Here is a 13230-nt window from a genome sequence, read left to right on the forward strand (position 1 = left end):
ACGCTTCAAACTTTGTCTTAAATAAAAAAGCTCCGTATTAAACAGAGCTTTTTGTCGTTTCGTTTTACAGTTTTATAAGAATGCACCAAGTGCTTTAACCTGATCTAACATACGATTTGAGAAACCCCACTCGTTGTCGTACCAAGCCATGACTTTAACTAATTTACCTTCAACCTTGGTTTGTGTTGAATCAAATACTGAAGACGCAGGGTTGTGGTTAAAATCAATAGAAACTAAAGGTAGCTCGTTGTATTCTAAGATTTCTTGCATTGGACCTTCAGCTGCCGCTTTCAATAACGAGTTAACTTCCTCTTTGGTAGTTTCACGCTTCGCGACAAAAGTAAGATCAACCAGTGAAACATTGATAGTTGGAACACGTACCGCCATACCGTCAAGTTTGCCAGCAAGCTCAGGTAACACCAAACCCACCGCTTTTGCAGCACCTGTCTTAGTTGGGATCATTGACTGCGTCGCACTGCGCGCACGATACAAGTCTTTGTGATAAACGTCAGAAAGGTTTTGGTCATTGGTATAAGCGTGGATAGTCGTCATGCTGCCCTGCTCTAACCCTATGCTGTCATTTAGCACTTTAGCGATCGGTGCTAAACAGTTAGTGGTACAAGAAGCGTTTGAAATAATATTTGAGTCCGCCGTTAAAACATCACTATTCACGCCATGGACTACCGTGGCATCCATATCTGTGCCTGGGGCTGATACGATAACCTTTTTCGCGCCTGCTTCAATGTGCTTAGCCGCAGTTTCTCTTGAAGTGAATAATCCTGTACACTCAAGAACGATATCAACATTTAGCGCTTTCCACGGCAAGTTTGCAGGATCACGTTCCTGCGTTAGTGTGATTTCGTCGTTACCTATCACTAAGGTGTTATCATTCAGCACCACGTTTTCTTGAAAACGCCCATGGACCGAATCAAATTGAGTTAAGTGTGCATTGACATTAGCTGGTGCTAAGTCGTTAATAGCAACCACTTTAATTTCATTGTTTTGGCCAGATTCATAAAGTGCACGAAGTACGTTGCGACCGATACGTCCATAGCCATTAATTGCGATGTTAATCATAATAAGCGTCCCCTAATCTATTTAACTTCACTTGCTTGTTTTGCAAGCGCTTCGATGGCTTGCCAGTCTTTGTTTGCGATAAGTGCTTTATCGAGCATCCAAGTACCGCCAACACAAACCACATTGTTCAGTGCTAAATACTTAGGTGCCGTTGCTAATGAAATTCCGCCTGTTGGACAGAATTTGATTTGTGGAAGTGGCCCGCCAATCGACTTCAACATAGCAGCGCCCCCAGCAGCTTCCGCTGGGAAAAACTTCAAAAATTCAAAACCGTGAGATGCTAGCTGCATCGCTTCGCTTGGTGTTGCCGCGCCTGGTAAAAATGGGACTTGTGAGTTCTTAGCTAGCGCTAACAGTTCATCATTTACACCTGGACTAACCATAAAGTCTGCGCCAGCTTCAAGCGAGGCATTAAAGGTGGCTTTATCAACGACAGTCCCAGTACCCACAAAAGCGTCTGGAAGTGCAGCTTTGATGTCTTTTACCGCTTGCGCAGCAACAGGGGTTCTAAGTGTTACCTCCAGCGCGCGTAAGCCACCTTTGTACAACGCCGTGGCTAACGGCACTGCATCTTCTAAGTTATCGATGACGATAACCGGCACCACTGGTGCCGCTGATAAAATCTCTTTAATGCTCATGCTCACCCTCATTCCCAACTTTTATTATTCTTCGATACCAAATGAACATGCGCCTTGATCCGCGCTGCTCACTATATGCCTAAACCCAGAAAACAGCTCTCTACCGGTTCCATAGGTCTGTGTTTGTTCAGATAATTGCAAGTCACGTGCGGCCAATTCTTCATCTGATATGTGTAGAATCAGCTCTCCTTTTGGTGCATTTAGGGTGATTAAATCCCCTTCATGCACCTTGGCAATCGGGCCACCATCGACGGCTTCAGGCGCTAAATGTATCGCTGCAGGAACTTTGCCTGAAGCGCCTGACATTCGACCATCCGTTACGATAGCAACCTTAAAACCTTGATCTTGTAAAGTCGCCATCACTGGCGTTAATTTGTGTAGTTCAGGCATCCCTTTTGCTTTCGGGCCCTGCTCTTTAATCACCGCGATAAAGTCTTGATTCAGCTTGCCCTGCGCAAATGCGTCTTGTAATTCACTTTGTGAACTGAATACTTTTGCTGGAGCGGTTACTGTTTGGTGCTGCTCTTGTACGGCAGAAACCTTAATGACTGCTTTACCTAAATTTCCATTTAACAGCTGCAATCCGCCTTGCTTGTTAAACGGGTTAGCAACTGGGCGAAGTACCTCTTCGTCGAGTGAATTTTCAGGAACTGGTACCCACTTCACTTTTGCAGGGCCTTGGCTATCGGTAACGATCAAATTGTGATCGATATCTAAAACAGGTTCGGTGGTGTAAGCATCAAGACCTTCACCCACAATGGTTTTCACGTCATTGTGCAAAAATCCTGCATCTCTCAATTCACGCATCAAGAAGCCCATACCACCTGCTGCTTGGAAATGGTTTACATCGGCATGTCCATTAGGGTAAATGCGCGTAAGCAAAGGGACCACTTCTGATAAATCAGCCATGTCTTTCCAGGTGATTTGCACACCAGCCGCTTTTGCCATCGCTACCAAATGGATTGCATGGTTGGTTGAACCACCCGTTGACAACAAACCCACAAGACCATTAATGATCGCCTTTTCGCTGATCACATCGGCAAGGGCATTGGCCTGTTTGGTTTCAATGAGTTGTTTTAGCATGGTCTCAACCGCATTAGCAGTAAGACCTTCTCTTAACTCTGTGTAAGGGTTGATGAATGAGCTACCGGGTAAATGCAAGCCCATAATTTCCATCAACATCTGGTTAGAGTTGGCAGTACCATAAAAAGTACACGTACCCGCACTATGGTATGACGCACTTTCAGCTTCTAACAGTTCTTCGCGACTAACTAGGCCTTGTGCAAACTTTTGTCGAATACGTGCTTTTTCTTTGTTTGGAATGCCCGACTGCATTGGACCCGCAGGCAAGAAAAATACTGGTAAATGGCCAAAAGAAAGCGCGCCAATTAACAGCCCTGGGACAATCTTGTCACATACGCCTAAACAAAAAACGCCATCAAAAACGTCGTGTGATAACGACACCGCCGTAGACATAGCAATAACGTCACGGGAAAAAAGCGATAACTCCATACCATCACGGCCCTGAGTTACGCCATCACACATTGCTGGAACGCCGCCCGCGACTTGCGCGGTTGCATCAAATTTATGGGCAACGGACTTAATTAATTCTGGATAAAATTGATAAGGTTCATGCGCTGATAGCATGTCGTTATAGGAGTTTATAATGGCAAGGTTTGGTTGCTCGTCTTCTTTAAGGCGGGCTTTGTCACTGCTTGAGCAGGCTGCCATGACGTGTGCAAGGTTTCCGCAACCTAATCCAGCTCTGACACGCGTTTGTTTTTTTGCTTGTTGGATGCGCGCCAAATAGGCTTGGCGTGTTGCTTTGCTCCGTTCTATAACGCGTTCGGTGACTTCCTGAATTCGTGGATGCAACATAATTCTGACTCTCTAATCGTTAGAGTAAAAAGGCTCTGTACGATCAACAGCATTCGTGTCAATCACTGTACAGAGCTGCTTTGGATTTACCCGTTCAAAGGTACGCTGTCAGGTTGTCTCTCACCCCAACCTGACACCGGTGTCACTATATTTACTCACAACACTGACACCGGTGTCAACCCTTCTAATAAAATTTAGTCTAATTTTAATAAATGAACAAATAATGACCGAAACTAGATCGTTAAGGTAAAACACAAACCAATAAACACTATCGCGCTTATTATCGATTAACTGGGTCGTTTTTTTGTCAAAAAGAAATTGATATTTAAAGAAAAAAGCTCAGTGTGAAGGCTGAGCTTTGGGACAAGTAAAATTGTGAATTGAATTAAAATCGCTACCCTAATGCTTGCGTCGATTCGCGTGTAATAAGCTTAGCTTCAAGCACCATTTGAAAGGGCTTTTCCTGAGGAGTGGTAATTTGCTTAATTAACTCCTCTACTGCCAACATCGTCATCTCTTCAACGGGTTGCGCAATGGTGGTTAGTCCCGGCCAAATATGTCTGGCGATCGGCGCATTATCAAAGCCAGCAATCGATAACTCATCAGGTACTTTGATGTTGTTTTGCGTCGCCATCTTAAGCACCGCTGCCGCCATGTAATCATTGGAGGCAAAAACCGCCGTTGGGCGAGGTGAAATATCTAAAATTTCTTTGGCACTAATCGCCCCAGAGTGATAGCTAAAGTTACCTTCTGCAACCAACTTTGGCTGATAGTGAATTTGATGCTTTTTGAGCGCGCGTTGATACCCTGCAAAACGGTTTTCTGTCGCACTGTGATCAGGATGGCCTTTAATAAAAGCGATATCTCGGTGGCCTAGTTTGATTAAGTGCTCAGTGAGTTCAAACGCACCTTGCTCGTCGTTACTACTAACCGAAATAGAGTCGTCATCCATCGCTGAAGCCACTCGCGCATAGGGAATATTACGCTGCTTTAAAAACGCAATCAGCTCCTTTGAATCAGAAAACGGTGGTGTCAGTACCAATCCATCAAGTCGCGAGGTCGTCAGTAATTGTTCAACGTTGTCAATCAACGCTTCACCACGTAATTCACAAGGATGAATAAGTAGATTGTAATGGTGTTTCTGACAAGCTTCCAAGGCACCACTTTGCACACGGGTAATATAACTTTTTGACGGATTATCGTATAAACAGCCGATAATAAAGCTGCGATTTTGGGCTAGTCCACGCGCGATGGGATTGGGTTTGTAGTTTAACTCTTCAAATACTTTAAGTACTTTTTCTCGAGTTGCAGGACTGACATTTGGCTCATTATTTAATACACGAGAGACGGTTTTTTTAGAAACGCCTGCATACTCCGCAACACTGTTAATGGTAACTTTCTTCATCTCTCGATACTCTTAAGCCTGACGTCTTTCATGTAAACACGCCGCAGCGCCAATCAGCGGAATGTTGTCTTGTACTACTAAGGTCACTGGAATTTGCCCGACATATTGCGACATAATGCCCTTGTCTGTAAAGCGCTCAACAAAGCGACTACCTAGCAATCTGTCCTTCATACGAGGCAATATCCCACCGCCAATATACACACCGCCAAGCGCACCAAAGGTTAGCGCTAAGTCACCCGCAACGCTGCCCATCCAATCACAAAATTGATTCAATGTGGCGTTACAAATATTACACTCCGTCGCTAGTGCACTTATCTGAGCGGCAGTGAGATCATGCGGTTGTTTACCCTGAATAATCGCCATTGCTTTATACAATCTCGCAATACCTGGGCCAGAAAATACGGTTTCCACTGACACGTGACCGGTATTAGCGCGAAGTACAGAAAGTAGCTCTTTATCCATATCGGTGACCGGAGCCAGCGTAATATGACCGGCTTCGCAGCTCATTACTGCGCTACCGTTTATGTCTCTGGCTAAACATGCCGCGCCAAATCCAGTACCAGGTCCCATCACGCCCATGTTGGAATTTGGCTCGGCTTGACCTGATTTTATTAACTGATTTTGAGTTTCATCAAGATATGGTGCTGCATACGCAAAAGCAGCAAAATCATTGATTACCGATAGCGTCTCAAAGCCAAATTGGCTTTGTAATTCCGCAATACTAAAATGCCAGCCTAAGTTAGTCAGATGCACCTGCTGCGCTTTAATTGGTCCAGCAACGGCTAGGCAGGCTCTTTGCGGTTTGGTTATCGGTAGTTCTTCAAGGAATTTGGCGATGGCCATTTCAAAAGACTGAAAATCAGCACTGGGATAAGTAGCTTGATGGGCGATATGAAAGTGATTAGTGTTGCTGTCAAATGCGGTTATTACAGCAAATCTTGCGTTGGTTCCACCGATGTCCGCGACCACCATAGGGTCAAACGACGTGTCGATGTGGCTTGTTGTCAGGCTCATATTATTTTCTCTTTATCACTGCACGATGCATCGGGCTCACATATCGCGCAGCCAGCACTTGTCCTTTGTTGCCAACGATAGGAATAATTTGCACGAATTCCTAACACCTCACCTAAATCCTAGGTAAAAAATGCTGCCCTGCAAAACAAGGCAGCCAATACGTTTTGACAACAAAATGATAAAACACCGACATTATGACACCGGTGTCAGACACTATCAATATAAAATTTGCAATTTCTGTTAAATCAGTTGAAAAAAATTTTCAATCGTCGAAAATGACTGCGAATAAATCATAGAGATGAATATGAAAGGTAAAGCGACCTCTTTTGACATTGCCCATTATGCTGGTGTCTCTCAATCTACCGTGTCACGTGCTTTGCGTAATAGTCCGTTGGTAAATGAAGAAACTCGCCGAAAAGTCCATGAAGTTGCTAAACAACTAAATTATAAAGTGGACAAAAATGCCAGTAACTTGCGCACGCAGCAAAGTAGTACGTTGGCATTGTTATTGTTTGAAGACCCGACAGGGGATGAATCGCAAATAAATCCTTTCTTTTTAAGTATGCTTGGTAGCATTACTCGCGCTTGCGCTAAGCACGGCTATGATTTACTGGTGTCGTTTCAATCCACCAGCAGTGACTGGCAAGCAGACTACGAAGACAGTCACCGCGCCGATGGAATTATCTTACTTGGCTACGGTGACTACGTTGACTATCAGTCAAAGCTCCAAACGCTACTTGATAACAACACTAAATTTGTTTGCTGGGGTGCTAACGTCGATGGACGACCTGACCTAACCGTGAGCTGTGATAATTATGGTGGTGGTGTGTTAGCAGCCAATCATCTTATTGCAATGCGAAAAACCAACTGCGTGTTTATTGGCGATGCTTCCGATCACAGCCCTGAGTTTTTCGCACGTTTCAAAGGCTTTCGAGATACTATGGCGAACAAAGGTGTAGAACTCACCGAACGCAGGATTGCCAATGCTATTTCAACTGAGGAGTCTGGCTATCATGCAACGCGCTCGCTGATTGCCAATAATGTTAAATTTAATGCCTTGTTTGCAGCCAGTGATTTAATCGCCATCGGCGCGATTAAAGCTCTGCAAGAGGCTGGTATTCAAGTACCAAGAGATGTCCATGTTGTTGGGTTTGATAATATTGCTGCTGCTGATTATGTCACACCACCGCTCACCACAGTGCAGCAAAACACGACGCTGGCAGGCCAAATGTTGGTGAACAACCTACTGCAACTGATAAAAGGTGAAGCCGTTGAATCTACGCTATTGCCGCCAAAGTTGATTGTTAGAAAGTCATCAGTCTGATCCTGATCTTACAAAAATGAAAAAGCCGAGCTGAGCTCGGCCTTTGGCAGGGTAATCTAGTGCAAATGCTTTTCAACCACAGGGTAATGATCCCACACTTGTTTGTCGGTAAGCGAGCGAACTAATTTAACGTACTCTGCATGTGTCCAAGCCAGTGGCGTGGCCGAATTAGTGCCCTCACCCAGTTCATAGCCAAACGGATTTTTGCCAACGCCATCCCATACCTGCTCTGGCAACATCAACCCCTCATTCGCAAAATGTTCCATGCCCTTCACGAAAGTTAATTTAATAGCCTGCTGTTCTTTACTATCTAGTTGACCATCAAGTAATGCCGCGGCGATATCATAGTGACCACGTTCACCGGTGAAGAACGGCCATACACGACCACGCTGGCCATCGGTATTTTGACCGCCTTCAGCATAGTTAGTGCCACGCTTTTCATCCTCACCGTAACCGTCATTTCCATAACGACGATAGCCCGGATAGGTGTTGTCATCACCTGTAAATTTAAAGCTGTATTTAACGCGAAGGTTTTCTTCAATGGTCTCATCGTCATATTCTGGCAATGTTGCGACTATACTTGGCGCATCTGCCGAGCGCACACCATAGCGAACCAATTCTAGAAAGCCGCCATCAATGATGTGCTTTTTGTCTGCACCTTTACGACCGTTGTTGTCATTTAGCTTAGTGTTGGAGTTAGGATCTTTATCCTGGCCAATACGTAAAAAGTATTTCCCATCAGTTGCTGTTCCCGGCAAGTCTCCTTGGGTTGTAAACATCAAGCTTTCCACCGCAGCGTTATACTGTCTAGCTGTTGCCAAATAGCGCTGAGCACCGGCTTCATCACCTGCAAGTGTCGCAATGTCGCTAGCCGTTATTAAGCCGGAAATGATGGCTGCCGTGGTTGAAGGTGAAAAGCCATTTTGCTCTTCCCAACGTTCTTGTTGCGTCGCGGGAGGCGTTATTTTTGTGTCATTCCAAAGAATTTTCGCAACGCCACCCTCGACCAAAAAGTTCGCAGCAGGCTTCAGCATTTTGCCATACCAATACACTAACTTTTCGTCGCTGAGTACACCTGCTTGCCACAGTTTCCATGCAAGCATAATCGGCATTGCAGTTTGGTCTAGCTGCACACCAACCCACTCTAATTCGCCATCAACATGGGTTTTTTGTAAAAACCAGCCTGTATCACCCTGATTACCTGGTGTTTTATCCGTAACTTGGACTTTCTCTAGATATTCAAATGCTGTGAGTGCGGTCTCAGTGTCTCCCATCGCCATAAAGGCCATAGCAACTTGATAGAAATCGCGTACCCAAACCGCCTTGTAACCGGTGTGACCTTGCTCTGCTGGAACCGTATCACCCCAAGGGTTAGATAAAGACGCGATCAACGCGCCAGCATGGGTTTTATCTTCTTGTGCTTTTAAAACCAGCGCACTGGTGTACAACAGCTTGCCGTTATCGGCAGTGTTGCTAACCATATTTTGCATCGGTGCCAATTCAGCTAAGTAATCCTGCCAGCCGATTAACTCCCCTTTACCATTGTAGTGGTCAAGTACCTGTTGATATCCTTTGTCCAAAGTTTCACGCCCTTGTGCAAAGCTGTCCTTTTGTGACTTTGCAAAACTCAGCGCCAGATCAAACGTCGCGGACTTTTCTACCTTGCCTAACTTAGCAAGCCAATTAACATTGCCCGTTTTATCACCTGTAGATTGATAATACTGCTTAATGCGTTGTGCGCTTTTTAGTTCGTCTAAGTTGTCGCTCGTTCCAGTAAAGCCAACGGATGCAGCACTAAAACCCGACTGACTCTGTAGTGTTAAATAGTTATCGCCTTCACTGGCGACTAAACCTTGTGCGGTAACCGCAGCCTGGTCGTTTAAGCCGTTATTATTCACATATGGATTGACGTTTACGTAGGCTTCGACACCGTCGAGCTCAGTATTAATGATGGCGCGTACAAACAAGGTTTGTGCGTCTGGATCGGTAAATACATGTTTTTCTAGTGTGAATCGACCTTGTTTGTCTTTGGTGACAATTTTATATGCCAGTGATAATGGACGACCGGTAGCATCTTTGTACAAATAGTCTATGTGGGTGGTCAGTTGGCCGTGATCTGACTCGGTAACCGTAAAACCATTACCTGTGACAATAAATTGCATATCGCGAATTTGCGCTTGGTGGATTAAGCCAAACATGGTTTCTGTCACCATCCCTTTGGCAATAGAAAACCAAACTTTAGATACTTCACCGGTGTTGGCATCATCACTGTACTTACCATTTTGGTAGGCCTCATACGATGTACCTATGCCTGTTTTTCCTGAGTACGCCCAGTAAGGCTTATCTCCCGGTGCGCCCGGGGCAAACTCAGCCATGGTATTAGGCTGTTGTGAATCACAGCCCAATAAGCCACCCGTTATCAGTGCCGTGATAAGCATTGCGCATTTTTTCATTTGCGTTTTCCTTTTAAACCTTTGTCTGAACTCTTAATGCAGCAACCGCTGCGAGCAAAAATGATACTCCACCCACTAGCAGTGCATAAATTGGTTGGTTGTCGAATCCGTAACGTAAAATCAGCCCTAGCACACTGGCTGCAAGCAACTGTGGGATCACGATAAAAAAGTTAAAGATCCCCATAAATACTCCCATTTTGTTGCTCGGGAGGGCGTTACTCAACATGGCATACGGTAAGGACAAAATTGACGCCCAAGCAAAGCCGACGCCGATCATAGGTAGCCAGAGCAAGGCTGGATCGCTAATAAATTTAAAGCTGATCAACGCCACTGCGCCCAAAGCTAGATTGAATGCGTGGCTGGTTTTTAACCCCAAGCGCTTAACTAAAATTGGAATGACCATTGCTGCGATAGCAGCAAAGCCGTTGTAGGCAGCAAACAGCACGCCAACCCAGTCAGCCCCATCGTTGTATGCCTTGCTGGTCACATCCAACGTACCGTAGTGATAACTGGTTACTGCTGCGGTGGTATAGATCCACATCGCAAACAAGGCAAACCAACTAAAAAACTGCACAACGGCTAACTGTTTCATGGTTTTTGGCATCGTAAATAAATCATAAACCACATGATAAAAGCCGTTATTGGTCAACTGTTTACGCTGTAGAGCTTGTGCACTTAGAGATACCAAAGCAAATGCCAGTAGCAAAGCAGCTAAGAGATAAAGCTCCTTTTCTAATTTTAAGCCTACCACCAAGCCCAACACTGCGGTTCCGAGGCCACCCATCACGATGACCATTGCCATAAAGTTCAACGAGCGCTTTGCGTTTGTCTGAGTAGTTTGCCGTGTTGCTTTATCGAATTCAGCGAGTTGCTCTGGTGAATATTCTTTGGTCTTTAAGATGGTCCACATTACGGCCAAAAATAAAATCGCGCCGCCCCAATAGAAAGCATATTTAACTGATTCGGGGATTTCTCCTGCTGCGGCGGTATTACTGATGTCAAACCAATTGGTCATGATCCAAGGCAATGCCGAGGCGACGACCGCGCCTATACCGATAAAGAAGCTCTGCATGGCATAACCGGTGGAGCGCTGCTTTTCATTAAGGTTATCTCCTACCAGTGCGCGAAATGGTTCCATAGTGACATTGATTGATGCATCCATAATCCACAACATTCCCGCAGCAATCCACAGTGTTGGGGAATTGGGCATAATAAACAGAGATAAGGTGGTCAATATAGCGCCCCAAAGAAAAAACGGTCTTCTGCGCCCTAATTTGCCCCAAGTTTTATCACTCCAATAACCGACAATCGGTTGCACAATAAGACCCGTTAATGGCGCTGCAACCCACAGAATAGGAATATCATCCACATTTGCGCCGAGCGTTTGGAAGATCCTACTAACGTTACCGTTTTGCAGTGCGAAACCAAATTGCACCCCTAAAAAGCCAAAGCACATATTCCATATTTGCCAAAAGCTGAGTTGCGGTTTTTGTTGTTCTAATTGCATGGCTAGTTCTCTGATTGAAATACGACGCTAGACAGCGGCGCAAGTTGTAAGGTCACACTGATTTGGTGCTCTGATGACGATACTAGGTTTATTGTAGGGTGAGATTCTAATACGTCGGTATAACTGCCAGACCAACCACTGGGTAAACTGAGTGTCACTTGCTGAGTATTCTCGGCGTCAAAATTACTTGCAACAATCAATTTTTGAGCCCCTAGTTGACGGCCAAATGCCAGCACTTTTTGGCTCCGTTTGGTGTTACCTTCGTTGTTACCGAACCTTACCAATTCACCAGCAGCAACCGCTGGCAACTTAGCTAAGTTAAGTAACTTTAGATAGTAACTACGCAGAGCTTGTTGTTCTAAAGAAAGTTGCCCGCCATCAAATTTCCCGTTATTCATCCATTTTTGATGTTCGGGCACACCAATATAATCAAAAATACTGGTTCTGCTTGGCTTACCAAAACCAGCATCTTCAGAGCCATCTTCCCCCACAGTTTGACCGAAATAGATCATCGTCGGGGCGGTGCTGATCAAATGGCTCACCACCATGGCTGGCTTGCCCTTTTCAGCTGAACCTGCAAATTCTGGACTGGCAATACGTTGTTCATCATGATTTTCCAAAAAGTGCAGCATGTGCCCAGCAATATCTTCAACCGCTTTATGCTGCTCTAGTACTTGCGTTGCTTGAGCTTTGCCCTGCATAAGTGCTTTAAGCGAGTCATAAAAACCGACTTTGTCGTAAAGATAATCCATTTTGCCTAGTTTTATGTAGGGGCGGTATAAATTGGGGTTGTAGACTTCTGCTAACAAAAAGGCTTCTGGATTTTTAGCTTTAATTGAAGAGTTCAAAAAGCTCCAAAACTCTACTGGTACTATTTCTGCCATATCATAGCGAAATCCATCAACCCCTTTGTCTAACCAATAATCGGTGATCGCCTGAAACTTATACCAGCTGTTTGGTAGTGATTTATCTTGCCAAAACGCATTGTGGGCGTGAATATCTCGTGTTGCATAGTCTTTTGGAAGGGTTGGAAAGTCATAACTGCCGTCTGGTTTGACGCCGTAGTTTACTTTTACGGTTTCATACCAATCATTAATATCTGGTTTAGCGGCTCTAGAGCCATTGCCTGTCCATTTAGCGGGGTTTTCAATAAACAGCCCATCCGCAAGTGGATGAGGTTCTCCGCCTAGCACCTGATAGCTTGGATCCGTGGGAACCTGAAATGGCTCCCCTACTACGTAGTAAAAGTTGTTGTTTTTGTCGTACTCCACACTCGTGTCGTCGTTATCACCAAAGTCAGTTTCGTCTTTTGGCGCACTCATAGACTGATAATTTCGCGCTACATGATTAGGAACGATATCAATAATCACTTTTAAGCCCGCTTTGTGGGTTCGCTCAATCAATGCTTCAAACTCTGCAAGACGCTTTGCGGGATCTACAGCAAGATCTGGATTGACGTTGTAATAGTCTTTGATTGCGTACGGTGAACCAGCTCTACCTTTTACCACATCGGGATCATCAGCACTAATACCAAACTTGCTGTAATCCGTAACCAACGCATGGTGCAACACACCGGTGTACCAAATGTGTGTCACGCCTAACTTTTTGATCTCTGCTAACGCTTTTGGTGTGAAATCGGCAAACTTACCAACACCATTTTCAGACAATGTGCCCCATGGTTTGTTAACGTTCGTTTTATTACCAAATAAGCGGGTGAAAACTTGGTACACCACCGGTTTGCTTACCGACGTACTAAGCTGTTGAGGCTGTATTTGTTGTGGCTGAGCGTGCTGCTTCTCTCCACAGCCACTCATCATTATTAGGCTAGTCAGCCAAGTGGCAATCAAAGTAAATTTCTTCATCATGTTGTCATAATGTTGTTTTTCTTGAGTCTACTTGCCTTATATAAGGCATTGAAGGCGCTGCATACGTAT

9 protein-coding genes are annotated in these 13230 nt (G+C 44.9%); 1 reads left to right on the forward strand and 8 read right to left on the reverse strand.

Annotation, left to right across the window (positions count from 1 at the left end; genetic code table 11):
• Positions 1 to 72: 72 nt before the first annotated feature.
• From gap to glk, 5 genes are all read right to left on the reverse strand, one after another.
• Positions 73 to 1077 carry a type I glyceraldehyde-3-phosphate dehydrogenase gene (gene gap, locus ACSLBF_RS10230; protein ID WP_440053318.1) on the reverse strand — a complete coding sequence of 335 codons (1005 nt, stop codon included), beginning with the start codon at positions 1075 to 1077 and terminating at the stop codon, positions 73 to 75.
• Between the two features lie 17 nt (positions 1078 to 1094).
• The gene (locus tag ACSLBF_RS10235; RefSeq protein ID WP_440053319.1) at positions 1095 to 1715 is read right to left on the reverse strand and encodes a bifunctional 4-hydroxy-2-oxoglutarate aldolase/2-dehydro-3-deoxy-phosphogluconate aldolase; all 621 of its coding nucleotides are present in this window, start codon (positions 1713 to 1715) and stop codon (positions 1095 to 1097) included.
• Positions 1716 to 1739: 24 nt separating this feature from the next.
• Positions 1740 to 3593: a phosphogluconate dehydratase gene (gene edd, locus ACSLBF_RS10240; protein WP_440053320.1), complete on the reverse strand. Its 1854-nt coding sequence runs from the start codon at positions 3591 to 3593 to the stop codon at positions 1740 to 1742.
• Between the two features lie 394 nt (positions 3594 to 3987).
• Positions 3988 to 4998, reverse strand: coding sequence for a LacI family DNA-binding transcriptional regulator (locus tag ACSLBF_RS10245; RefSeq protein WP_440053321.1), 1011 nt, complete (start codon positions 4996 to 4998; stop codon positions 3988 to 3990).
• 12 nt (positions 4999 to 5010) lie between these two features.
• Positions 5011 to 6012 carry a glucokinase gene (gene glk, locus ACSLBF_RS10250; protein WP_440053322.1) on the reverse strand — a complete coding sequence of 334 codons (1002 nt, stop codon included), beginning with the start codon at positions 6010 to 6012 and terminating at the stop codon, positions 5011 to 5013.
• Positions 6013 to 6316: 304 nt separating this feature from the next.
• Between glk and ACSLBF_RS10255 the strand changes: the two genes are divergently transcribed.
• The gene (locus ACSLBF_RS10255) at positions 6317 to 7336 is read left to right on the forward strand and encodes a LacI family DNA-binding transcriptional regulator (RefSeq protein WP_440053323.1); all 1020 of its coding nucleotides are present in this window, start codon (positions 6317 to 6319) and stop codon (positions 7334 to 7336) included.
• 56 nt (positions 7337 to 7392) lie between these two features.
• On the opposite strand, the gene ACSLBF_RS10260 is transcribed toward ACSLBF_RS10255, so the two are convergent.
• From ACSLBF_RS10260 to ACSLBF_RS10270, 3 genes are read right to left on the reverse strand one after another with little or no spacing between them, the layout of a single operon-like run.
• On the reverse strand, positions 7393 to 9789 hold the full coding sequence (locus tag ACSLBF_RS10260) for a glycoside hydrolase family 15 protein (protein ID WP_440053324.1): 2397 nt from the start codon (positions 9787 to 9789) through the stop codon (positions 7393 to 7395).
• Between the two features lie 13 nt (positions 9790 to 9802).
• Positions 9803 to 11296, reverse strand: a complete 1494-nt coding sequence (locus tag ACSLBF_RS10265; protein ID WP_440053325.1) for an MFS transporter — start codon at positions 11294 to 11296, stop codon at positions 9803 to 9805.
• 2 nt (positions 11297 to 11298) lie between these two features.
• Entirely contained in the window at positions 11299 to 13158 is a 1860-nt protein-coding gene (locus ACSLBF_RS10270; RefSeq protein WP_440056216.1) for an alpha-amylase family glycosyl hydrolase, read from the reverse strand.
• Positions 13159 to 13230 lie beyond the last annotated feature (72 nt).

It is taken from the genome of Pseudoalteromonas sp. T1lg65 (assembly GCF_051930985.1).
Lineage (GTDB): Bacteria > Pseudomonadota > Gammaproteobacteria > Enterobacterales > Alteromonadaceae > Pseudoalteromonas.

Excerpts from the sequence above, each read along its gene's own strand:
- edd (WP_440053320.1), bottom strand. The coding sequence starts at position 3,593 with ATGTTGCATCCACGAATTCAGGAAGTCACCGAACGCGTTATAGAACGG.
- ACSLBF_RS10265 (WP_440053325.1), bottom strand. The coding sequence starts at position 11,296 with ATGCAATTAGAACAACAAAAACCGCAACTCAGCTTTTGGCAAATATGG.
- ACSLBF_RS10255 (WP_440053323.1), top strand. The coding sequence starts at position 6,317 with ATGAAAGGTAAAGCGACCTCTTTTGACATTGCCCATTATGCTGGTGTC.
- gap (WP_440053318.1), bottom strand. The coding sequence starts at position 1,077 with ATGATTAACATCGCAATTAATGGCTATGGACGTATCGGTCGCAACGTA.
- ACSLBF_RS10270 (WP_440056216.1), bottom strand. The coding sequence starts at position 13,158 with ATGAAGAAATTTACTTTGATTGCCACTTGGCTGACTAGCCTAATAATG.
- ACSLBF_RS10235 (WP_440053319.1), bottom strand. The coding sequence starts at position 1,715 with ATGAGCATTAAAGAGATTTTATCAGCGGCACCAGTGGTGCCGGTTATC.
- ACSLBF_RS10245 (WP_440053321.1), bottom strand. The coding sequence starts at position 4,998 with ATGAAGAAAGTTACCATTAACAGTGTTGCGGAGTATGCAGGCGTTTCT.
- glk (WP_440053322.1), bottom strand. The coding sequence starts at position 6,012 with ATGAGCCTGACAACAAGCCACATCGACACGTCGTTTGACCCTATGGTG.
- ACSLBF_RS10260 (WP_440053324.1), bottom strand. The coding sequence starts at position 9,789 with ATGAAAAAATGCGCAATGCTTATCACGGCACTGATAACGGGTGGCTTA.